The sequence below is a fragment of the Bacillus sp. FSL W8-1202 genome (genome assembly GCF_038006165.1).
GTDB lineage: Bacteria > Bacillota > Bacilli > Bacillales > Bacillaceae > Bacillus > Bacillus subtilis.
The window spans coordinates 710441-733067 of the sequence record NZ_JBBOUR010000001.1 but is presented as its reverse complement, the minus strand read 5'-3'; the positions used below and the strand labels follow the sequence as shown (position 1 = coordinate 733067).

At 45.3% G+C, this 22627-nt stretch carries 25 protein-coding genes and 1 pseudogene; 12 read left to right on the top strand and 14 right to left on the bottom strand.

Annotated features, from left to right (window positions below):
- The first annotated feature begins 32 nt into the window (after window positions 1–32).
- Window positions 33–452: a MarR family transcriptional regulator gene (locus tag NSQ09_RS03755; RefSeq protein ID WP_017696250.1), complete on the top strand. Its 420-nt coding sequence runs from the start codon at window positions 33–35 to the stop codon at window positions 450–452.
- Window positions 453–494: 42 nt separating this feature from the next.
- Here the strand turns inward: NSQ09_RS03755 and NSQ09_RS03750 are convergent, their stop codons facing one another.
- The gene (locus NSQ09_RS03750) at window positions 495–683 is read right to left on the bottom strand and encodes a 2-hydroxymuconate tautomerase (RefSeq protein WP_003222038.1); all 189 of its coding nucleotides are present in this window, start codon (window positions 681–683) and stop codon (window positions 495–497) included.
- Window positions 684–791: 108 nt separating this feature from the next.
- Between NSQ09_RS03750 and NSQ09_RS03745 the strand changes: the two genes are divergently transcribed.
- Together NSQ09_RS03745 and NSQ09_RS03740 are read left to right on the top strand one after the other, a co-directional pair.
- Window positions 792–1451, top strand: a complete 660-nt coding sequence (locus NSQ09_RS03745) for a site-2 protease family protein (protein ID WP_003243167.1) — start codon at window positions 792–794, stop codon at window positions 1449–1451.
- Window positions 1452–1464: 13 nt separating this feature from the next.
- Window positions 1465–1983: a YwhD family protein gene (locus NSQ09_RS03740; protein WP_015250981.1), complete on the top strand. Its 519-nt coding sequence runs from the start codon at window positions 1465–1467 to the stop codon at window positions 1981–1983.
- A 292-nt stretch (window positions 1984–2275) separates the two neighbouring features.
- Here NSQ09_RS03740 and NSQ09_RS03735 read toward each other — a convergent pair whose 3' ends face one another.
- Complete coding sequence (locus NSQ09_RS03735; protein ID WP_015384942.1) at window positions 2276–4351, bottom strand: transglycosylase domain-containing protein; 2076 nt, start codon at window positions 4349–4351, stop codon at window positions 2276–2278.
- Between the two features lie 201 nt (window positions 4352–4552).
- Between NSQ09_RS03735 and speE the strand changes: the two genes are divergently transcribed.
- A complete protein-coding gene (gene speE, locus NSQ09_RS03730; RefSeq protein ID WP_003227543.1) occupies window positions 4553–5383 on the top strand; it encodes a spermidine synthase in 831 nt (276 codons plus the stop codon).
- A gap of 60 nt (window positions 5384–5443) precedes the next feature.
- Window positions 5444–6316, top strand: a complete 873-nt coding sequence (gene speB / locus NSQ09_RS03725; protein WP_003227545.1) for an agmatinase — start codon at window positions 5444–5446, stop codon at window positions 6314–6316.
- Window positions 6317–6347: 31 nt separating this feature from the next.
- Here speB and NSQ09_RS03720 read toward each other — a convergent pair.
- The 3 genes and pseudogenes from NSQ09_RS03720 to NSQ09_RS03710 all read right to left on the bottom strand — a co-directional run bounded on the left by NSQ09_RS03720 (window position 6348) and on the right by NSQ09_RS03710 (window position 8160).
- Window positions 6348–6813 (bottom strand): annotated as a pseudogene (locus NSQ09_RS03720) (YbaK/EbsC family protein).
- A 98-nt stretch (window positions 6814–6911) separates the two neighbouring features.
- Window positions 6912–7031 carry a PhrC/PhrF family phosphatase-inhibitory pheromone gene (locus NSQ09_RS03715; RefSeq protein ID WP_014665774.1) on the bottom strand — a complete coding sequence of 40 codons (120 nt, stop codon included), beginning with the start codon at window positions 7029–7031 and terminating at the stop codon, window positions 6912–6914.
- Window positions 7015–8160, bottom strand: a complete 1146-nt coding sequence (locus tag NSQ09_RS03710; RefSeq protein ID WP_017696253.1) for a response regulator aspartate phosphatase — start codon at window positions 8158–8160, stop codon at window positions 7015–7017. The genes NSQ09_RS03715 and NSQ09_RS03710 overlap by 17 nt, the downstream gene beginning before the upstream one ends.
- A 2-nt stretch (window positions 8161–8162) precedes the next feature.
- Between NSQ09_RS03710 and NSQ09_RS03705 the strand changes: the two genes are divergently transcribed.
- Genes NSQ09_RS03705 through NSQ09_RS03695 form a run of 3 tightly spaced genes read left to right on the top strand, consistent with a single transcriptional unit; the run spans window position 8163 to window position 11160 of the window.
- Complete coding sequence (locus NSQ09_RS03705; RefSeq protein ID WP_017696254.1) at window positions 8163–8393, top strand: hypothetical protein; 231 nt, start codon at window positions 8163–8165, stop codon at window positions 8391–8393.
- On the top strand, window positions 8390–9745 hold the full coding sequence (locus NSQ09_RS03700) for a YncE family protein (RefSeq protein WP_341030576.1): 1356 nt from the start codon (window positions 8390–8392) through the stop codon (window positions 9743–9745). The genes NSQ09_RS03705 and NSQ09_RS03700 overlap by 4 nt, the downstream gene beginning before the upstream one ends.
- Window positions 9746–9783: 38 nt before the next feature.
- Entirely contained in the window at window positions 9784–11160 is a 1377-nt protein-coding gene (locus tag NSQ09_RS03695; protein WP_341030575.1) for a YncE family protein, read from the top strand.
- 5 nt (window positions 11161–11165) lie between these two features.
- Here NSQ09_RS03695 and albG read toward each other — a convergent pair whose 3' ends face one another.
- The 9 genes from albG to sboA are packed head-to-tail and all read right to left on the bottom strand — an operon-like array spanning window position 11166 to window position 18079.
- On the bottom strand, window positions 11166–11867 hold the full coding sequence (gene albG, locus NSQ09_RS03690) for an antilisterial bacteriocin subtilosin biosynthesis protein AlbG (protein WP_029318695.1): 702 nt from the start codon (window positions 11865–11867) through the stop codon (window positions 11166–11168).
- The gene (locus NSQ09_RS03685; RefSeq protein WP_017696258.1) at window positions 11864–13144 is read right to left on the bottom strand and encodes a M16 family metallopeptidase; all 1281 of its coding nucleotides are present in this window, start codon (window positions 13142–13144) and stop codon (window positions 11864–11866) included. The genes albG and NSQ09_RS03685 overlap by 4 nt, the downstream gene beginning before the upstream one ends.
- A 4-nt stretch (window positions 13145–13148) precedes the next feature.
- Window positions 13149–14309 carry an antilisterial bacteriocin subtilosin biosynthesis protein AlbE gene (gene albE / locus NSQ09_RS03680; protein ID WP_080015532.1) on the bottom strand — a complete coding sequence of 387 codons (1161 nt, stop codon included), beginning with the start codon at window positions 14307–14309 and terminating at the stop codon, window positions 13149–13151.
- Window positions 14299–15609, bottom strand: a complete 1311-nt coding sequence (albD, locus tag NSQ09_RS03675; RefSeq protein WP_038829818.1) for an antilisterial bacteriocin subtilosin biosynthesis protein AlbD — start codon at window positions 15607–15609, stop codon at window positions 14299–14301. The genes albE and albD overlap by 11 nt, the downstream gene beginning before the upstream one ends.
- Window positions 15602–16321, bottom strand: coding sequence for an ATP-binding cassette domain-containing protein (locus tag NSQ09_RS03670; protein ID WP_129093489.1), 720 nt, complete (start codon window positions 16319–16321; stop codon window positions 15602–15604). The genes albD and NSQ09_RS03670 overlap by 8 nt, the downstream gene beginning before the upstream one ends.
- Window positions 16318–16479, bottom strand: coding sequence for an antilisterial bacteriocin subtilosin biosynthesis protein AlbB (albB, locus tag NSQ09_RS03665; RefSeq protein WP_003222006.1), 162 nt, complete (start codon window positions 16477–16479; stop codon window positions 16318–16320). Before albB ends, NSQ09_RS03670 begins: the two co-directional genes overlap by 4 nt.
- A gap of 12 nt (window positions 16480–16491) precedes the next feature.
- Window positions 16492–17838, bottom strand: coding sequence for a subtilosin maturase AlbA (gene albA / locus NSQ09_RS03660; RefSeq protein WP_341030574.1), 1347 nt, complete (start codon window positions 17836–17838; stop codon window positions 16492–16494).
- Between the two features lie 24 nt (window positions 17839–17862).
- Entirely contained in the window at window positions 17863–17991 is a 129-nt protein-coding gene (locus NSQ09_RS03655) for a bacteriocin biosynthesis protein (RefSeq protein WP_257986280.1), read from the bottom strand.
- Complete coding sequence (gene sboA, locus NSQ09_RS03650) at window positions 17948–18079, bottom strand: subtilosin A (RefSeq protein ID WP_003222002.1); 132 nt, start codon at window positions 18077–18079, stop codon at window positions 17948–17950. Before sboA ends, NSQ09_RS03655 begins: the two co-directional genes overlap by 44 nt.
- Window positions 18080–18391: 312 nt before the next feature.
- Here sboA and NSQ09_RS03645 point away from each other — a divergent pair, with 312 nt between their 5' ends.
- The 4 genes from NSQ09_RS03645 to fnr all read left to right on the top strand — a co-directional run bounded on the left by NSQ09_RS03645 (window position 18392) and on the right by fnr (window position 22624).
- On the top strand, window positions 18392–18820 hold the full coding sequence (locus NSQ09_RS03645) for a DUF1934 domain-containing protein (RefSeq protein ID WP_017696263.1): 429 nt from the start codon (window positions 18392–18394) through the stop codon (window positions 18818–18820).
- On the top strand, window positions 18817–20487 hold the full coding sequence (argS, locus tag NSQ09_RS03640; RefSeq protein ID WP_003227570.1) for an arginine--tRNA ligase: 1671 nt from the start codon (window positions 18817–18819) through the stop codon (window positions 20485–20487). The genes NSQ09_RS03645 and argS overlap by 4 nt, the downstream gene beginning before the upstream one ends.
- A 135-nt stretch (window positions 20488–20622) precedes the next feature.
- A complete protein-coding gene (narK, locus tag NSQ09_RS03635) occupies window positions 20623–21810 on the top strand; it encodes a nitrate transporter NarK (protein WP_144453187.1) in 1188 nt (395 codons plus the stop codon).
- Window positions 21811–21907: 97 nt separating this feature from the next.
- Window positions 21908–22624 carry a fumarate/nitrate reduction transcriptional regulator Fnr gene (gene fnr / locus NSQ09_RS03630; protein ID WP_014481215.1) on the top strand — a complete coding sequence of 239 codons (717 nt, stop codon included), beginning with the start codon at window positions 21908–21910 and terminating at the stop codon, window positions 22622–22624.
- The last annotated feature ends 3 nt before the right edge of the window (window positions 22625–22627 follow it).

Below are 22627 nucleotides of genomic sequence, written 5' to 3'. Positions count from 1 at the left end.
TTATGAATGCATCTCGAAATGGGGAAATTGACATGGACCATGACAAACTGGAAGCAAATTTGCTGGATCACGCACTTACAAAATATTTGAAAAGCACGAAGCAATTAGATGAAGCCACCGTTCCGAAACACGTGAATAATGTAAGAGGATTTATTCTGCGGATCATATACAGACATGGGAGCTGCACCATAAAGGATATTTTGAAGGAGGTCACACTGTCTCCCTCTGCCACGACCACAGCTCTGAATCATTTAGAGCAGGAAGGGTTTATTGAGAGATCCAGAAATAATAATGACCGCCGCACTGTATGGATTACGCTTTCTGAATCGGGCCGGGGAGCGGCTGAACAAATGATTGAAAACCGCCAGCAGCTGATTGACCGCATGTTTGAACGTTTAACAGCCGAAGAGAAAAAGACGTTCTTGGCGATTATTGCGAAGCTGGCTCAATAGGGATAATAAAAGCCGGTGCGCGAAGCGCCGGCTTTATAGAGATTATTCCATATCGCTCAGGCGTTTGCCTGCGACGGCATAATGGTCTTTTCTCATTTCTTCTATAAAGACAACAATTTTTTCTTCAGAAGCACCGGTTGTTTCCTTTACGGCTTCTGTTACTTTCTCGACAAGATTGCGTTTTTGCTCGTCTGTACGGCCTTCGAGCATTTTGACAGTTACGTATGGCATGGGTGCTGAATCCTCCTTTATCTCGTTTCCTCTCTTTAGAAAAAGAGGCTTCTTATAGTATACTGAATAAAGTAAATTCTTGCATTTTGAGAAAGAGGGATATCTCACTTGGACCGTTTTTTATATTATCCGTTATCTTTAATGCCATATCTCGTCATCACGCTAATTGTGTCGTTTACGATGCATGAGCTTGCCCATGCTTATGTCGCATACAAATTTGGTGACGATACGGCGAAAAAACAAGGAAGACTGACGCTGAATCCTATCAAGCACCTTGATCCGTTCGGAACCATTTTGATTTTGGTGGCCGGATTCGGGTGGGCGCGCCCCATTCCCGTGAATCGCCGCTTCTTTAAGAAACCCCGGCTTGCCGGTGTGCTCGTATCCATAGCCGGGCCCGTCAGTAACCTGATTCTTGCGTTTATTGGTTTCTTTTTGTTAGTGTTGATGCATGCGTACGGAATGGAAATGCTTGCGGCGTTCAGCACGGGGCTGGATCAGTTTTTTTCTATTTGGATACAGCTGAATCTTGTCTTGTTTTTATTTAATCTGCTGCCGCTTCCTCCGCTCGATGGCTATCGAATTATAGAAGATCTCGTTCCGCCGGGCGTGCGTGCCAAAATGACGCAGGCGGAGAGCTACGGCTTTATCGTATTTTTGGTGCTGTTTGTGACACCGCTAGGATCTTACGTGCTGTGGCCGATGCTCAATGCAGGAAGAGATTCGATTTTAAAGCTGTTTTCAGCGATATTTCAACCGCTTTTGTAGGAGGTAGAACTTCATGGAAGAAAAAAAGAAAAAATCAATCGGGTTTAATATTATCAAAAGTGATCCGACAGACGGACACGGCGGTTTTGGCGTAGGGGCACTCAGCCTTGATAACATTTCTCCCGTATTCGTTGATGTAGAAGAAAAAGAAGCGTTCGTAGACATCGGCGCCATGCATGCCCGCAGCACCGTTGAAAAAGGAATTAAATTTCTCCCGAATAAAGAAGAAGTGCCGAACGGAAAACCATACTGGCTTGTGTGGGTAACGATTGACAGAAAAGAAGAGGGGCCTTATTACGCTGGTGTGACAGCCTGTGAAATGACGGTCGACAGAAGCATCAGAAGAGGCTACAAGTCGCTGCCTGAGCATGTGAATTTGATGGATAAATCCATGAAACGGAAAATCATCGTTGATAAAATGGACGACAGCTCGAAGCGTGTACTAGGCGAATTTCTGAAAAAGCATGATCAGGGCCTATGGGACCGTTCCTCAGATGAGTTAAAAACGAGCCTGCTTCCGGAAGACAATTAATTTGTGAATTTTCTGTGAACTTTTAGAATATTTGAGATATTTTTCGTGAACATTGAGTAAACTGGTGATACAGAAATAGGACATGGAAAATCCCGAGCCGAAACAAGACTCGGGGTTTTTCATTTTTAGGGGGATATGAGTCGGCGACTGGGAGATGAAAGCCAGCGCCGAAGAAATGAGAAATTCACCACTTTATCCCAAAACTGATTGTTCAGCTCGATTGTCTAACATTCTTCCATCGATTATGAAGGAACCATACGAATAACCCGGCCTCCGAGGAGCCGGGTTATTTTCAATGATGTCGCCCCAGCCATTTGTCCCACCACTTTTTCTCGGAAGCGGGCTTTTCTTTGGATGGAAGCCGGTCTTTTGTTTGTTTTGCGGGTTCTGCCCCGTAGCACACGTTTGCTGGTTCTGTGCCTTTCACAAAATATGTGTAATGCTTAGCGGCGCAGCCGGGACCTGATGAGTAGCCTGTTTCCGGATCAATGTACACACCGGTTACGCCTTTTGGCGGCTTGAACGCGGTTTCCGGTTCGCCTTTGAGCGCGTCCTCCATGAAGTCCGCCCAAATGGTTTTAGCATAGCTTTTTTCTTCGACCGAGTCGATGGTGCTGTTTTTGTCATAGCCGGTCCAAACACCGGCGGCCAGCTTCGGATTGAAGCCAATCATCCAGCTGTCTGCGCTGGTGGTTCCTGATTTTCCGGCATACGTTCTTGTCAGGCGGTTGGCTATCGTTCGCCCCGTAACCGACGTATATCCATTTAAATCGGTATCAAACATGCCTGTCATCATACTCGCTGTGACAAAAGCGGCTTTTTCATCAAGCACCTGTTTATGCTGATTCGGGTTTTCGTACAGCACGTGGCCGGCTGCGTCCGTTACTCTTGAAATAAAAGTCGGTTCGATTTTCTTTCCGCCATTTGCGAGCATGGCATAGGCGTTGACCATCTCAATCGGACGTACGGGTTCGGTGCCGAGTGCCAGAGACGGCAGTGCTTGAAGATGGGCGGTAATGCCGAATTCCTTTGCCGTCTTTACAAGTTTGTTCGTGCCGAGAAAAAGATGCGTTTTCACAGCGTAAATATTGTCGGAAAGCGCCAGCGCCTGCAGAAGCGTAATCGGCTTGTTGGCATAGTATCCGTTATAGTTGCTTGGAGAATAGGTTTCTCCCTTTGCATCAATTTGAAACTCGGTTTCTTCGCTTTTCATCAAAGTGACTGGCGTAAATCCGCTCTGAATCGCTTTATAGTACAGCAACGGCTTGATCGTCGAAGCAGGCTGGCGCTTCGCCTGTGTCGTCCGGTCAAACGGGCTTTTTTGATAATCCCTGCCGCCGACAAGGGCGAGAACGTTTCCGGTGCGGGGATCAATGGCTGAAAACCCGACTTGAATGTCAGAGCCCGCGTTAACCGTTTCGGTAATGGTCTCCTCGGCGATGCGCTGCATCCGTTTATCTACCGTTGTATAGACGTTTAACCCGCTCGTTTCAATTTGCTCCCGTGTCATGCCGAGCTTTTTTTCCAGCTCTCTCATCGCATTGTCATAGAAATAAGGAGCCTTTCTCTTGGAAACTTGCTTATTCAAAGGCTGATAGGAAAGAGGTTCCTTGATCAATTCATCCGCTTTCTTTTGGCTGATCATCTGCTGCTTTTCCATCATCCGCACAATCGTTTTCTGGCGTTCCTTGGCCTTCGTCTCATTGACATACGGTGAATAGCCGGAAGGGCCTTTCGGGATTCCTGCCAAAAGCGCCGCCTCCGCATCCGTCAGGTTTTTGGCATGCTTGCCGAAATACAGGCGGGAAGCTGCTTCAATGCCGTAGGCGCCGTGGCCGTAGTAAATCGTATTTAAATAGCCTTCTAATATCTCGTCCTTAGAATAGTTTTGTTCCAGACGGATCGTGTAGAACGCCTCATTCCATTTCCGTTTCCACGTTTTGTCGTGTTCAAGGTATAAGTTTCTCGCATATTGCTGGGTGATGGTGCTTGCACCCTGAACCTTGGCAAATGCTTTCAGGTCAGCAAGCGCCGCGCCGGCCATGCGTTTATAATCAAAGCCGTGATGATCGTAGAAATTCTGGTCTTCAATCGCCACTGTCGCTTTTACGATCGTCGGATTCATGTCCTTTAAGGGGACCCAATAGCGCTTTTCGCCGTAGTTCGTTTCCCCGAGCTTTGAGCCGTCACTCGCATACAAAATCGTGGATTGCGGCACTTGCACCGAGGGAGCGCCCTGGTATTTGGCTATCAAAATGACAGTCATAAACACGGCAGCTGCCGCCAAGGCCGCAAAAGCCCCTAAAAAGATAAAGGCGCGAACGGTTTTCAGCGTCAGTCTCAGCCGTTTATTTGTCATTGCATCCACAACGGGTTCCCCCTTTTTTTATGTTTCTACTATTATGAGAAAAAAAGATCGTTTTTAAACATCGCAGAACAGGACGCATCTTTACTTTTTCCCCGCCATCCTCTATACTTTTTCCTTAGGTGAAAATGAGATTTCTACCGAGAATAAAAGCTGATAAGACGCTTACAATAAATGAATACAGCCTCGAAAGGGAGATGACAATTGAGCGAACTTTGGTACACAGAGAAGCAGACGAAAAACTTTGGCATTACGATGAAGGTTAACAAAACGTTACATACAGAACAAACGGAGTTTCAGCATTTAGAAATGGTGGAAACAGAAGAGTTCGGCAACATGCTGTTTTTAGACGGCATGGTGATGACATCTGAAAAAGACGAATTCGTTTATCACGAAATGGTGGCGCATGTGCCATTATTTACGCACCCAAATCCGGAGCACGTTCTCGTAGTCGGCGGCGGTGACGGCGGCGTTATCAGAGAAATCCTGAAGCACCCAAGCGTGAAAAAGGCAACACTTGTAGATATTGACGGCAAGGTGATCGAATACTCTAAAAAGTTCCTTCCTTCTATCGCAGGCAAACTGGATGATCCGCGCGTTGACGTGCAGGTAGATGACGGATTTATGCACATTGCAAAATCTGAAAATCAATACGATGTCATCATGGTAGATTCAACTGAACCAGTCGGACCGGCTGTAAACCTGTTTACAAAAGGATTCTACGCAGGAATCGCAAAAGCGCTGAAAGAAGACGGTATTTTCGTTGCGCAGACGGACAACCCATGGTTTACACCGGAATTAATCACAAATGTACAGCGCGACGTGAAGGAAATCTTCCCGATTACGAAGCTGTATACGGCGAACATTCCGACATATCCAAGCGGTTTGTGGACATTTACAATTGGCTCGAAAAAATATGATCCGCTTGCAGTGGAAGACAGCCGTTTCTTCGATATTGAGACGAAATATTACACAAAAGATATTCATAAAGCGGCGTTTGTTCTGCCGAAATTTGTGAGTGACCTGATTAAATAATGAAGGTATGGCGCAGGAGCGAATCTTGCGCTTTTTTACAGGAAAGCGAGGGTATTATAGATGAGATTTGATGAAGCTTATTCAGGAAAAGTATTTATCGCGAGCCGTCCCGAGTGGGAAGAGGCGGACGCCATTCTTTACGGCATGCCGATGGACTGGACAGTCAGCTATCGCCCGGGCTCACGCTTTGGTCCAAGCAGAATCCGTGAGGTATCAATCGGCCTTGAGGAATACAGCCCATATTTAGACCGCGATCTGGCTGACTTGAACTTCTTTGACGCCGGCGACATTCCGCTGCCGTTCGGAAATCCGCAGCGAAGCCTGGATATGATTGAAGAGTACGTGGACAGCATTTTAGAAAAAGGGAAGTTCCCAATGGGTATGGGCGGGGAGCACCTCGTGTCATGGCCTGTCATTAAAGCGATGTACAAGAAATACCCAGACCTTGCGATTATCCATTTTGACGCACATACAGATCTTCGAGTTGATTATGAGGGAGAACCGCTTTCTCACTCCACGCCGATCCGTAAGGCGGCAGAATTAATCGGACCGCACAATGTGTATTCATTCGGAATCCGTTCCGGCATGAAAGAAGAGTTTGAATGGGCGAAGGAAAACGGCATGCACATCTCAAAATTTGAAGTGCTTGAACCGCTGAAAGAGGTGCTTCCGAAGCTGGCGGGCCGTCCGGTTTATGTCACAATTGACATTGACGTATTAGACCCTGCACACGCACCGGGTACAGGAACGGTTGACGCCGGCGGCATCACGTCTAAAGAACTGCTTGCATCCGTCCATGAAATTGCGCGTTCAGAGGTAAACGTAAAGGGCGCTGATTTAGTGGAAGTCGCGCCGGTATACGACCACTCAGAGCAAACGGCAAACACAGCCAGCAAAATCATCCGTGAAATGCTGCTTGGGTTTGTGAAATAAGTAAACATCCAGACGATGTCTGGATGTTTTTTTATTCCCAGTCTTTACAAACATCAATCCATGCTTTTGAGAAAGAAAATTCGGATAATTCTCCTCAATAGCGGAGTTTCTGCTGCCGCATGCGAGGAAAACAGTCTCAAACCGTTTCAGCGATACATCTAGATAAACCTCAAGATCATGAGCCAACCCAAATGGGCAAACACCTCCAATTTCATGGCCTGTCTGCTCCAGTACCTCATTAGGAGAGAGCACTCTTGCTTTAAAGCCAAATGTTTGCCTGAACTTTTTGTTATTAATCTTGGCATCGCCGGCTGCCACAATCAGAATCGCCTGATCTCCTTCCCCTCTGAAGGACAGGGTCTTGGCGATTCTAGTCGGGCTTACGCCGATCGTCTCAGCTGTCTGTTCAACACTGTCGCGCTCGACGTCTCGAACTCCGTCACATCATTTTCTCGATTCCACTGTGTAAAGTGGGTTCTCACACTTTTTAGAGACATGCTGCATTTCCACTATTTTTAAGATTATTGAAAAAATCATAGCATGGATTGGGAGACTGGGTAAAGAGGGGACAAAAAAACCGCCGATGGACGGCGGTTTAGATCATGGCGCGTTGCGCAACATCAAAATGTTCTGTTGATGAATTTGATACTTCGACTGTGATAAATACAGCACTCACAGCTAAACAAGCGAGTAATAATTTATACTTCCATTTCATATAAATTCACCCCCCCTTGAATGTGCTGTCTTGCTTCTTCAACCTTTAAAAAGTAATGAGATGCTTTTTTGTAATTTTCCTGTTGATGATAATATTTAGCAACATCAAGTGCGAAGTCCTCAATATCTGCATACATCATTTTACTTTCAAGAAAAACAAAACATTTTTCTATCCGTTCCTCATCCGGTCCAGACAAGTATAAAGATTCCAAAAATTCAAACTCCGTTAGATACACGGTATCTCCCGCAGCTGCAGAATACTCTTTTCCTTTTTTATGATATTCACAGGCGTTATCAATCTTACCTAATTTAAAATAAATTTGTGTAATTAGGAAAAAAGCTTGTGGCAATGAAGGAAGCATTTTAGATCCTTCAAATACTTGAATAGATTTTTTTACATACTCTATCGCTGATTCAAAACTGTTTTGGTTTTGCTTGCAGAGTGCTATGTTATAAAGTGTTCTTCCCATTAATTGGGGCTGCTGCTCTGTTTTTGCAAGTGTAAAGGCTTTTTGAAAATGGGCAATTGCTTTTTCGTATTGTTTTAAATCCAAAAAGTTGGCTCCGAATAAGGACTGGCATTGAATCATTCTGATATCATATGTAGTCTGTTCACTGTATATTTCGAATGCTTGACGTGCATAGTCCATGGAGACATAAGTTTGTTTCATATAATAATAGACTTCTGACATTTTGAAAAAGAATTCAGCTTTATCGATTTTATCTTTGACAAAAACCAGCTTGCTCTCAGCTTTTTTAAAGAATTGAATGGCTAATACATATTCACGGCGATCCAGCTCATACATGCCTCTGAAGAAATTAAAATAGTACTCAAGCAGACCAGTTAAACGAGCCTGTTTTTTATCAATCTCAAGCAGCAGATCAGACAGTCTCGGCTGTTCCTCAATCCTCATTTTTTCTAACGGTTCAAGGTACTCAAGCATCAGGTTGTGCCGAAACTCCATCAGTGAATAGTACAAATGAAGGTCTTGATCTTCTTCCATTTGATCCAGCTCTTGCTTGATTTCTCGTCGCAAATATTCTGCATCGGGTATGCTAAATCGGCGTATGTACATATACCATTCGTTAATCTTTTCTCCGATGGAAGAAGAAGATATGACACCTGTCACTTTTGCAAATCCCTCCCTTCATAATTCTATATATGTCATATTTTATCATCAACATTCTTGTGAGAAGCGCAAAAAAACCGCAATTTTTTCTTTCGTTATACCGCATGTTTGGAGATATATTTTCAAAAAGAAGCGTTTACCCTCAGCAATTTGTACAAGCAAACACGTTACTCTTCCATATTCTGTTATATCTGCGTGAGCAGTGTATGTCTGAAAAGGAAGTGAAGGAATGAGAAAAAATAAGCTTTCCTTTAAAGAAAAAGCAGGAGCAGAACAAGAAGAGTGCTTATGTTTTTGTGAGGGAGAAGCAAGCCGAGAAGCCATGTTTCAAGCGCCGATTGAATTATCTGAAGGATTTGTCGTTGATCCGGCTGAAGCTGTTGCAAACGTGACGTGGAATGCAGACAGCCTTTCTTGTGTCAGTGACCGTTGCTTAATTCAAACGGGGCCAGAGCCTGATGAGGTCGGTGTTCAATTTGCAGTGCGCCTGCAGGGAACCGTTACGCTACTCGTCAGTGTCTCACCTGTGCGAAATCAATATGGACAAGGGGACGGGGCTGTTTCCGTCATTCACAATGCAGAAATCGATCAAGTCGTCTATTATTCCGATGAACCGGATGATTGCCCGGATATCAGTGACATCACGATTGAGAACCTTGTTGTTGTTCCGCCGTTTTACGGCAGTCCTTTATCGGTGACGGGGACGATTGTGCTTGTACCGGAGCCGGAACCCGTCTACGCGTTTACAGCGAATCCAAATGATCAATCAGTTTCTGTGATTGATACAAACACCCATACTGTTGTGACAACGATTGCTCTTCCGTACAATCCGGCAGGTATTGAAATTACGCCAGATAAAAGCGCTGTGTTTGTCTTACATCCCAACAATAATGTGATTTCTGTCATCGATTATGACACATTAACAGTGACAGCAACTATATTGCTGGATCAGCCGCCTCGATTGATTAGATTTATCCCTAATCATGAGTTTGCTTATGTTTTCACCGGTACTGCCATTTATGTGATTGGAATTGATACGTTGACTGTTGAGAGGTCTATTCCTGTAGAAGGTTTTGATATTGCAATTGACCCCAATGGGTTGTTCGCCTATGTTCTTAATTTTGGGTTAGTGCAAAAAGTGGACTTATCTACCGGTGAAGTCTTAGGAACGATTGAACGAGAGCTTATCGTATCATCCATAGAAACAGATTCTACGGAGCGGTATGCGTATGTATTAGAACAAGAATTCTTATTCAATTATTTGACGGTTATTGATTTAAATACGTTTACGATCAGGGATACCCAAGAGCTGGAGCCTGACGGGCTATATGTAATGTTTACGAGTGGAGCAGAGGTGTATTTATATGACGGCTTCACTGGCAATTTATATTCTGTCAGTCCAAATGGAGCAGGTGTAATTGGAAATCTTCCGCAATCAGCAACAGACTATGCGTTTACCCCGAATGGCGATTTTCTGTATGCAACTCGTTTTATAGAGCAGAGCATCATTGTTTACAACACAGATGATTATTCTGAGGAAACTGTGATATCTCTTGGGGTTTCACCGGGTGCCATTACGATTTAACCGCTGCATGTTGTGCATTTCTAAAAGGACGTGAAATCATGAAAAAGAATGATCTTTCTGCTTTACAGGAAAATTGTTTCTGTTTTTGTGATGAGGAAATTAGCCGGGAAGCGCCGTTTCAAGTGCCGATAGATTTCCCTGAGGGCTTCAAGGTTGATTCGGCCGAAGCGTCAGCGGCTGTTACATGGAGTACAGACAATGTGTCCTGTATCAGTGAGCCTTGCTTAATCCAGACTGGGCCGGAACCAGAAGATATCGGTGTTCGATATGCTGTGAGAGTACAAGGGACCATTACGCTTCTTGTCAGTGTGTCGCCTGTGCGAAATCAATATGGACAAGGCAATGGGGCGGTTTCTGTGATTCATACCGAAGAGATTGATCAAGTTGTTTATTATGCAGCACAGTCTGGCCGCTGTCCTGATTTCAGTCAAATAACAGTGGAAGATCTGCTCATTGTACCGCCTTTCTACGGCAGTCCGCTTACGGTGACCGGGACACTTGTTTTACCGCCATCACCAGACCCTCAATCGTATGTGTTTACTGCCAATACTGGAGACAGCACGGTTTCGGTTATTGATGCAGATTTAAACACTGTTGTAAAAACAATCCCTTTTTCTGACGTGCCAACTAATCTAGGCGTTACTTTCGATAAAGCATTCACGTATGTCCTCCATGGAAATACCAACCTTGTCTCAGTGATTGATAATAAAACATTAACCATCATAAATACCATTACTGTTGGAGGAGGGCCGAGAAAGATCGAATTTGATCCAAAAGATGAGTTCGCATACGTGATGGCCGCCGGATCTATATATGTGATTAACACGGCCTCTCAATCGGTCATTGATGTCATTCCGATACCCGGCGCTTTAGACTTTGCTCTTGATCCGAATGGACAGTATGTCTATACCGCTAATGGAAGCAGTTGGTCGGTTGATAAATATGATATAAATACTGGGCAGTTGGTAGAAAGTATCATAGATACATTTGAATTTCCCAGTTTAATTGCAACTCCTTACGCTGGAAATTTTGCGTACGTGTTGAATGGTGAGCTGTGGCCGAAAGGTGTAACGGAGATTAGTTTGTCTCCATTAAGCAGGGGAGGGGACTTCAGCCGTTTATTTGAAACGCTGAGGACGATTGTATTTTCTCTCGATAGCACTAGAGCTTATTTTCTAGAGCCATATAGTGAACCGTTTCTTATTAATAACTTATATGTAGTTAATACGGCCAGACAGAGGATCATTGCAAACGTGTCTCTCCCCGGCGCTTTTGACCTCGCCGTAACGCCGGACAAACAGTATATTTATGCGGCACAGCCCAACGACAATGCTGTGACCGTGTACCGCACAAGTGATTATACAGCCGTGACGGTGATTCCGGTTGGCGCGGGTCCGTCTGCGATTGCGATGTAGCTATTTTATAGATCAAGAGAAGCGGTGCTGCGATAAGAGAATCGTTTATAAATAAATGATCCGATTTGCTGAATGGTAGCCAGGATAATCAGAAACAGCAGTTCACTTATAGAGAAACTGAGCATCCACCAAATCCCGGCTGCTGCCAGCGCTCCCGCAAACACTTTTCTGAACAGGCTGCCGTGCCGGAAAAGCTGCCGCAAATAAGTTCGCATGCAAAACAATAAATACAGAATCAGTAGCATCGCAAGTCCCATTGAAAGGGCAGGGGGCGTGTGAAGGCGGAAAGGGACGGCTTTAACGATTTCGAACATGCAGCCGAATATGATGACTTGGCACAACACGGCAGCCATCACGTATGTTTGGCGGACGTTTTTATAGCTGTCACGCAGCGATTTGACGTCTTCTGCATATCGGCTGCACAAGTTGTGTTGCTGAAAGTCACAGCAGCTTTGATGAGACTGTGTGAGTTTCTGAAAAGCTGCTGTCATGTTTTTCACGGATTGGGTGACATAATGAAGATATAGAAAAGCAGGCAGCATCAGGAGGGCAGCGGTACAAGCCAGCAGTCCGAGCCGAACAGCATCATTGTTGATCATCTGTACATATTGGGCGGCGGCTTCGGCAACGGCCTGAACCCATCCGAAGGAATAAGCCGCCATACCTATAAGCAGCAATAAAAGGGTAAAGACAGTGCTTTTTTTCATTGTCTAATCGCCTCTTTCTGAGAAACGTGAATGATCGCTTTGTTAGAAGATGCCATTGCATCAATGAGAGACAAGAAAACCTGCGCATCCATATCTTGAATGATGTGGTACATGTCAAGAAACGAGCAATCGCACCTGTCACACTCGGCTGCCCACTCGAAGCATTTACGCACATAATCGCTGTCATAAATGATCGCGTCTGTCAAAGAGTCCTTGCCGTATTGAAGCCAGGCGGCAACCTGTTCTTTCTTCTGTGTGACATAGTATGAAGCCACATCGATATAAGCTGAAGAATGGGTCCCTTGACTGTGAAGGATCAAGAAACCGCCATCCTCATATATATAAGTCTCGGCTGACAAGCGATCGATTTCCAGACGGTACGTTTGCTGAATCTCTTGAAAAAACGGTGAATCTAATTGAAATAGAATACGAGCCGCGATATCCCAATAAAGCTTTATCACCCACAGATCGTTTTGCCCGGGAAGTGCGCCGATCTGTAATCCGGTCCATGTATCTTCCATCCGCTCCTCATCACCCAGCATCATTTTTTGTGAGAGGGCTGGAGGGCATGCCGGGATGATTTTTCTTTCAGCATGATAATCCGGACGCTTTTCCAGCTGGAGGTGAGGAGGCAAAAGCGTTTCTGTATTTTCTGAGCCCCCAATCAAAAACAGCGTCATCCGATGGGTTTGGTAGGCAGCCTTATAGGCTTTTTGTAAATCACTGATGTCCAGCGCCTCAATATCTTCGATTCTGCCTGCGGGGAAAACGGCAGCTGGTGAGGAGGGAGAAAGCATGCTGATCAGCTGATAATGATATGAGAGCTGATCGTTAAGGTGTGCTGTTTGAATTTCGCTTGTAATCACAGCTTTTTCCTGAGCGACAATCTTCTTGTCAAATGAGTGGTTCCATAAAGCATCAAGCAGGATGGGGATCGTTTGTCTGAGCCGATCCGGTAATGAGGTAAACATGAAATTGGTATCGGTGTAGGTAGTGAATGCGTTTAAAAGCGCGCCATGCGCAAAAAAATCACTGTACAGATTGCGGCCGTTATGCCAGAAGAGAAGATGCTCTAAAAAATGCGCTGTGCCATACGGAAGCAGTGTATCACCGGATTCTGCCCGTATACATACATCCCGGCTTCCAAAATCGATTTTTACATTGCACAGCCGCAGGTGGGCGCGGGGGAATTTCAATCTGAATATTTTTAGTCCGCTGTCTGTGTATCTGATATCGGTTCGTTCATCCAGTTGTTGAAAAAAGGCTTTATTTTCCATCTCTTCATCCCCTTACTACATGAGCTCCGATATAATTGATGGTCGCTATGAATTGCAATACATCACGGCATGTAACCGCTGAGATGCCATCCAGCAAGGCTTCTTTCGTGCAGGAGAAGCGGCGCAGGATCCCCATATAGGCCAATAGACCTTCGGGAGAATCGAATTGCAGCAGCAATTCATTGCGTAAAAACTGCTTTGCCTGTTCTAGTTCCCGCTCATCTGTATGAAAAGCTGAGACAGCTTCCAAAACGCGCGGGGGAATGTCTATCTCATGAAGCTGATCTGTACATATTGAAACAAGCAGCAAATTGTTCATGACATCGTAACGGGTGATAACGTGATAGACTGCCAGATCCTTCTCTCTGAAGTGCTTGAATAAAGCGGAATGGCCGTACTTTCCCAGTAATCCGTCTATTAGCTGTATTTTGATATAATCGCTGGCATCTTTCATCTCTCCGCAGTCAAATCCGAGTGTCAAGACGGAAGGACCTGCAGCGCTGCGTGTCTCTGTTTCAAAAACATGCCGGTTTACGGGTATTCTTTCGGACGTTACAGCGGACGTTTGCGGGGCATGTCCCCGAACATCACATGCTTGTACTTGTCCCAATATGTTCAGCTGTTTTTGCTGGGACACTAAATCAACGATAAAGTCCGTTGCGTCGAGAAACCGTTTAGGATGAATCGCCTTTATCCTGTCTTTCCGGCCAAACATGCCTGTGCCGTACATCGGGTTTCCGAAGACCTCCTCAGCCAAGCGCGCCGCCGAGTAGGAGAAAGGATCAGTGAATTTCTTTTCGATTCTCAGCAGCAGCTCATTCCTGGCCTTTTCAACTGCTTCGAATGAAAGAGAAGAAGGGAAAGACAAGTCTGCAAAAGTTTTCAGCAGGGCGTCAACATGAAGATTCCCGTTATATAATGGGTGAATCAAACGGGTCCCGCAGGTTTTCAGCTGCTGATCAAAAAAGAGATTCGCTGAGTACATGAAACGGCTGCCGGCAGCACAACCGAAAGCGTCAATAATTTGCTCCTTCAGGTATGCGGCGGCGCCGTAAAAATAAATCGTTTCTTCCTCAGGTTCCGCCGCGCTTTCGATCGGTTTCAGAAAGCTCGCGGCGATTGAAATAGTTGAAAATTGATGAGTCTTCAGCAGGTTAACTTCCAAGCCGTTCTCTTTTGCTTGTATCAAAGAAACCACCATCCTGTTTTTGCAGGTAATAGACTATGACCAGACCGGCTATCGGAATGACCGCCAAGGATACAGCGGTGCCGGCTAATGTGGCTAAGAATAGGGGAAGACAAAACAGATAAGACCGATATTTTGAGAAACCGCTCCATAGCTGCTGCTCCGTCTGCCAGCTGAAGGAGGGCCTTTTTTCATCCGCAGTTAACCTGATAAAAGCTCCCGCCAGCAGCAACTCAATGCACTGCAAAAAAGTGAGAACTGAAATCGGACGGCCGCTGATGAAACCCACAATCATCACGACAAGGAGAAATCCGCCTGCCAATAGGCCTGAATAAAAGCGATATTTCGCCCAAAACATCGTTTTCCGCTTGATCGGAAGCGTGATAAGCAGCATCCGGTCATTTTTTTCAATCGAATACAAAAGGGCGATCGGCGAGCAGATGAGCAAAAGCGCGGAAATCACGATATAAACCACTTGCTGATTGAAGATGCCGGTATTCATCATCTGGAACGAAAAGAAGCCGCTGAACGCCGCCATTACCGCGTAATTTAACAGCATCGCTTTAGAAGAGATAAATCGGTTCCATTCTCTTTTGTAAAACGAAAATTCAGATCGCCGCATAAATGAATGCATCTTGCTCTGCTGCGGAGGCGCCTGCAGAAAGACAGGAAAGTCAATGATCACCGCCCACAGCATATGCACCGCGCAAAGCGGAAGCGTGGCGGCCGGCATCAAAGCGGCGCTGATACATACACAGGCGAATATCGCCGCATGCAGCAGAAACATCAAGTTCTTCTTTTTGACGAAGTGGTTGCTTAGCACAACTCCGAAAATAATGGAGTAAACGGTAAAAAACGAAAACCTGCCGAGCCAAAACAATGTTTGCGCCCCTGACAGCGTTCCGTTTCCAAATAAGAACAGCGGTAAAATAAAAAAGAATAAAGTTCTTCTCAAACAGGTATCGACAAACAAAACGACACTCTGGGCGAGCCAAAAGCTCCGTGAAGAAATCGGCAGCAGGCAGCTCAGTTTCATATAAGATTCCTTCCATTGAGATGTCACAGAAAGAAACACCATATATGCGTTCATTAAGAGAAGCGCGAGTATGATATACGTTTTGCGCAACACCGATTCATCAATGCCGGCCTGGCGAATCAGCCCGATTTCAAACACGGCCAGAATGACAAGGCCTGCGGCAATGCGGATGGCGTCCTTTTTCCCTTGCCGGCTGTAAAGCTGTTTGAACAGCAAAGACATGATGGGGATTATGTTATTCATGGCCGATCACCTCGAAAAATTCCCGCCGCAGATCGGTCTCCTCTCCAATCGGAATGACCTTTTGGATCTGTTTGTTGTCAAGAATAGCCGCGTAATCACAAAATCTTTGCACGACATCGAGCAGATGAGAAGAAAACAAAATGGTCCCGCCTGCTTCACAGTACTCGCGCGTTTTCTGATAAAAGACCTCTATCGATTCCACATCCAAACCGACGAGCGGCTCATCCAAAATAAATAGGGGAGCGCGCAGCAATAAGCCTGTCATCAATACAACCTTTTGCCTGTTCCCCAAGGACAGCTCCGAAATTCTCCTGTTGATGTATTTCGAAAAATGAAAGGCCTCGGCCAAACTGGCAAACTGCTGCTCTGAAAAATCCTTTTGATAAAGCGAATGGACGAAAGACACATAGTCCTTCGCCGTAATTTCTGTAAATAGCAGCGGATAATCGGCGGCGAAGTAACGGTGAGTCTTCAGCTGATCTGATGTTTTCTGCGGCATGCCGGCCTCCGCTTCAATTCCGCACAGTGTAAAGCGCCCGCTGAAATTGCGGTTCACGCCTGTCAGCGTATTAATCAGTGTCGTTTTTCCGGCGCCGTTTACCCCAAGCAACCCGTAAACGGCGCCTTTTTCTAAATGTAAATCTACTTGTTCTAAGATGACGTTGTCCCGTTCATACCAAACGGATACATCGTGTATATCCAAAATGCTCATCGCGAGTCAGCCTTCCGCGCGCGCATCCCGAACAGAATGGCAATGGCAATGAAAATCAGCGTAAACAGATAATCGCTTTTGACAAAATAGACGACTGCGCCGATGACAAAGATAAATGAAAGGATATACAGTAAAATTCTTCTTTGTGCTGGTGACAAATCGTTTCCCTCCTAAATAAGCTGGACCACGTCTTCTAATTGTTCATTTTTCGCCCAAGAGCAAATGTTTTTTCGGTGATATTTGTTAGAGTTCAGCCCTTTTAAGTAACAGCCTCCGCAATAGCCGCTGAACGGGCATTTGTCTTTCATGCAATGTTCACTGAAGCGCGGCGCCTGCGCTTGCCACAGTTTATGGACGAGAGGGGAGTTAAAGATGCTTTCATAGGAATCATGAAAAATATTTCCCAATGAAAATTCCTTTGGAAAGAGGGCGCAAGGACGTACTTCGCCGAACGGGCTGATCACAATGGACTTCCAGCCAGCGCCGCAATTTGCCGCGCGTTTTCTCTCATAGGGAATAATCGGAATCAGATCTTTAAACTCATCAATCACATTTTGCTCGTATTCCATAAACTTGCGGTGCTGCTCGGCGTCTTTCGTTGGATGGACAATATCCCTGCCTCTTCCGAAATCGTCAACCCAATTGTAAGAAAATGCCTTCGCCCCGAGATCCCGAACCTTTTGGGCCATATCGTGGATTTCCCACATGTTTTTTTCGAAGACAGACATGGCGACTCTGACAAATATACCGTGGTCACTCAACAATTTTATCGTTTTACAAGTTTGGGCAAAAGAGCCTTTTCTCCCTCTAAAGGAGTCATGGACCTCGGAATTGACACTATCAAGAGAAATGCCGACGATGATTTTTTGCTTGTAAGTCTTCAAAAGCTCCAGGCTCTCTTTTCGCATGAGTGTTCCGTTTGTTAAGACAGCGACTTTTTTGAACTTTTTACACACATAGTCAAGAATCTCATTGGCGTTTGGATGGACAAAAATTTCTCCGCCCGTGATTTCGCATGTCAATACACCGTTATCAAACAGCATATCAGCCGTTTTTTTGAATTGCTCAATCGACACGGTGCCGAGCGCTTCAGGTGAGCTCTCCAAATAACAGTGGGCGCATTTCAAATTACAGCGGTGCGTCAGTTCAAAGGTGGCGTGCAGGGGCATCGGAAATTCATTGCTTCCGCTCGTGGTGATGGTATGGCGGCTGGCCCGGTTTCCAAGCTGGATAACCTGCTTGTTCTGGAGCATGTTGAGCATGTCGTAATACCAATCTTTATGGTCTTCCTGTGATTCATCATACACTGCACATTGCTCAGCTAAAATCTGCTCAGCTGTTTTTTGGCCATCCATGCGCATGCAGAGCTCGTAAGCTGTTTTGTTGAGATCCAAATACTCAAAGTCAGAAATGGAGACATTATCGCGCAAGTAGTCGATTTCTAACACGCCGCCCTCAGGAAGCTGGTGAACTCTTACACTTTCATTAATAAATGGAAACATCTGCTCTATAAACAAAATACCATCCCCTATACATATGATTCAAATGAAAAACGGTTGTGTATGTATATCCAAGAGGTAACTTAAAAAGGGCATAGTAGAATGACTATGCCCTTTTGGGAGATCCTTACCCCCATAGACCGAATAGACCTGTTGCACCGGCAATTTCAAAATCAGGGATAGGACCGTCCACTAGACAAGCGGCTCCGATCGAGCATGTTGCACAACCTTTGTTTTCTACAATGACAGCTTTTTTCATAATTGAATCCTCCCTTTTTTTGTTTTTCTAGCAGATCTATGTTGTACTTTTATCTTAAAACTATCAAATTACTAATTCAATACATATATTTTGAAAAAAATGTGAAAAGGAAATGATAGATTTCGGAAAAATGTAACATTTCCTAAAGGTAATTAGTGATATGATTTTCTCTTCTATATAAGGAAATGCTTTTTATGAGGTTTATCTTCAAATCTGATGAGCAATGATGGTAAGATAGAAGCAGTTGAAGTTTACAAACCGAATGATTATACTATTCAAGTCAAAGTGGAATGATGAAAAGGACGTGTCAGAATGAAGCAAGAGACACCGATAACACTCCATGTGAAGTCTGTGATCGAGGATGACGGAAACCAAGAAGTCATCGAATTCCGCACCACCGGATTTTACTATGTAAAACAAAATAAAGTGTATCTATCTTATTATGAAGAACACGACTTAGGCAAAGTCAAAACGATTGTGAAAGTAAGCGAAGGCGAAGTCCTGGTCATGAGGTCAGGGGCTGTCAAAATGAATCAGCGTTTCATAACGGGAGCTTCCACAATTGCTAAATATAAAATGTCATTTGGTGAGCTTGAGCTGAAAACAAGCACAAAATCGATTCAATCTGATCTCGATGAAGAAAAAGGCCGTATCAGCATCGCATATGACATGCATGTCGGAGACGAGCAGGAGCATTTACATAATATGACGATCACGTATGAGGGAGGAACTCACGCATGAACATTGCGGAACAAATGAAGGACGTGCTGAAAGAAGAAATCAAAGCGGCCGTTCTGAAAGCGGGACTGGCTGAAGAAAGCCAGATTCCCAATGTTGTTTTAGAAACACCGAAAGATAAAACACACGGCGACTACTCAACGAATATGGCGATGCAGCTGGCAAGAGTGGCAAAAAAAGCGCCGCGTCAAATCGCTGAAGAGATTGTCGCCCATTTTGATAAAGGGAAGGCTTCGATTGAAAAACTGGATATCGCCGGCCCGGGTTTTATCAATTTCTATATGAACAATCAGTATTTAACAAAGCTGATTCCGTCTGTACTGGAAGCAGGGGAAGCATACGGGGAAACGAACATCGGAAACGGTGAACGAGTTCAGGTAGAATTCGTATCAGCGAATCCGACGGGAGACCTTCACCTCGGGCATGCGCGCGGGGCGGCTGTCGGCGATTCCTTGTGCAACGTGCTTTCAAAAGCGGGTTACGATGTAAGCCGCGAATACTACATTAACGATGCGGGAAACCAAATCAACAATCTGGCGCTCTCTGTTGAAGTCCGTTACTTTGAAGCACTCGGATTGGAAAAACCGATGCCGGAGGATGGCTACCGCGGCGAGGATATCATTGCGATCGGAAAGCGTCTCGCTGAGGAATACGGTGATCGTTTCGTTAACGAAGAGGAAAGTGAACGTCTCGCGTTTTTCCGTGAATACGGCCTGAAATACGAGCTGGAAAAGCTGCGCAAGGACTTGGAAAACTTCCGTGTGCCGTTTGATGTGTGGTATTCAGAAACCTCACTGTACCAAAATGGAAAAATCGACAAGGCGCTTGAAGCGCTCCGCGAAAAAGGCCATGTCTATGAAGAAGACGGCGCGACTTGGTTCCGTTCCACGACGTTCGGCGATGATAAAGACCGCGTATTGATCAAGAAGGACGGCACGTACACGTACCTGCTTCCTGATATCGCGTATCATAAGGACAAGCTTGACCGCGGCTTTGATAAGCTGATCAACGTTTGGGGCGCCGATCACCACGGCTACATCCCGCGTATGAAAGCGGCAATCGAAGCGCTGGGCTATGAAAAAGGAACGCTTGAAGTAGAAATCATTCAGCTCGTTCACCTTTACAAAAACGGCGAGAAAATGAAAATGAGCAAACGGACCGGTAAAGCCGTAACGATGCGTGACCTGATAGAAGAAGTCGGCTTGGATGCCGTTCGTTACTTCTTTGCGATGCGAAGTGCGGACACCCATATGGATTTTGACTTAGATCTTGCTGTATCAACATCTAACGAAAACCCTGTGTATTATGCACAATACGCGCATGCCCGTATTTGCAGCATGCTTCGCCAAGGGGAAGAGCAGGGACTTAAACCGGCGGCGGATCTTGATTTCAGCCATATTCAATCAGAAAAAGAATACGATCTGCTGAAAACGATCGGCGGCTTCCCAGAGGCAGTGGCGGAAGCAGCGGAAAAGCGAATTCCGCACCGTGTCACAAACTATATTTATGATCTGGCTTCTGCTCTGCACAGCTTCTACAACGCAGAGAAAGTCATCGACCCTGAAAATGAAGAGAAAAGCCGCGCGCGCCTGGCTTTAATGAAGGCAACGCAAATTACGCTGAACAATGCGCTTCAGCTGATCGGCGTATCGGCTCCGGAAAAAATGTAATCACGAACAAAAGGACAAAGTCTTCGGGCTTTGTCCTTTTTTTATGAGAAAAACGTGTGATGTAATTCACAATCCTGTTTGCCGAGTTTTTGTATGATAAGACTGATTATTGAATCATTGAAAGGGGCAAGCCAAATGATCAACCGTCAACACATTCAATTATCGTTACAGTCATTAAGCTTGGTGGCAGGGTTTATGGTTTGGGTGCTGATTTCATCACTCATTTCCCAAATCACATTAGATATTCATTTAAGCAAGGGCGAGATTTCTTTGGTGACGGCGATTCCCGTTATCCTCGGGTCGCTTCTTCGCATTCCTCTAGGGTATTTAACGAACAGGTTTGGCGCGCGGCTGATGTTTATGATCAGTTTCATCCTGCTTTTATTTCCTGTATTTTGGATCAGTATCGCGGATTCTCTGTTTGATTTAATCGCCGGCGGCTTTTTCTTAGGGATCGGGGGAGCGGTGTTTTCCATTGGGGTGACCTCCCTCCCGAAATATTATCCGAAAGAAAAGCACGGTGTCGTCAATGGGATTTACGGTGCAGGAAATATCGGGACAGCCGTTACGACATTTGCAGCGCCGGTTATCGCTCAAGCCGTCGGGTGGAAATCAACCGTGCAGATGTATTTGGTTTTGCTAGCTGTCTTTGCCTTACTGCACGTTTTGTTTGGCGACAGGCATGAGAAGAAGGTCAAAGTTTCTGTTAAGACTCAAATCAAAGCCGTTTACCGAAATCATGTGCTATGGTTTCTGAGCCTGTTTTATTTTATTACGTTCGGTGCCTTTGTCGCCTTCACTATCTATCTGCCGAACTTTCTGGTGGAGCATTTTGGGCTGAATCCTGCAGATGCCGGCTTGCGGACGGCTGGCTTTATTGCGGTTTCTACGCTGCTCAGGCCTGCGGGCGGATTCCTGGCTGATAAAATGAGCCCGCTCCGCATCTTGATGTTTGTTTTTGCCGGGCTTACATTATCAGGCATTATCCTATCGTTCTCGCCGACAATCGGCCTTTATACGTTTGGATCATTAACTGTGGCCGTCTGCTCAGGCGTAGGAAATGGGACTGTTTTTAAACTGGTGCCTTTCTATTTTTCGAAGCAAGCGGGGATTGCCAATGGGATTGTGTCTGCCATGGGCGGATTAGGCGGCTTTTTTCCTCCGCTCATATTGGCGAGTGTGTTTCAGGCAACAGGCCAGTACGCGATCGGGTTTATGGCGCTTTCAGAGGTGGCGTTAGCCAGTTTTGTCCTTGTCATATGGATGTATTGGCAGGAAAGAATGAAAACACACACGGAGAGAAACAGCCAGAGCATCAACTAACACTGGGCATTCACAAGATTGTTAGTTTTTTCTCGATGGGTACAAATCAATTCACGTTACAATAAACACACAACGTGACTTTCTTCGAGGTGAGCTCATGAATTTTCTCTCTGTTCGACCATCTGATAGTGATCTTATATCCAGCGATCTGCATGAACTGCTGGAATCGATCAGCACGAAAAGAAAAATGGAAAAACACACGTATTTGTTTCGAGAAGGAATGGATGCAGAAGAGCTTTATCTGATTCAATCAGGACTCATTGAAATCGGCAAGCTGACATCTGACGGAAAAGACCTGACGCTTAGAATCTGCCAAAAGCATGATATCGTCGGAGAATTAACACTTTTCACTGAAGAACCGAGGTATATGCTCAGTGCAAAAGTGCTAGAGGATGGCGAGGTGCTCGTCATTAATAAAAATAAGCTGGAAAAAGAATTAATCCAAAACGGCGCTTTAACATTTGAGTTCATGAAATGGATGAGCACGCACCTCCGGAAGATTCAGTCCAAAATCAGGGATCTGCTTCTTCATGGCAAAAAGGGGGCGCTCTATTCTACCCTTATCCGTTTATCAAACAGCTACGGAGTGGAGCGAAGCGACGGCATTCTGATTAACATTGTCCTGACAAATCAGGATTTGGCAAAGTTTTGCGCGGCTGCACGGGAAAGCATCAACCGTATGCTGGGAGATCTCCGCAAAAAAGGGGTTATTTCGATAGACGAATCCGGAAAAATTATTTTGCACAAGCGGGACTATTTACGATGTGAGATTGAGTGTGAAAATTGCCCGCTGGAGATTTGCAATATTGACTGAAAA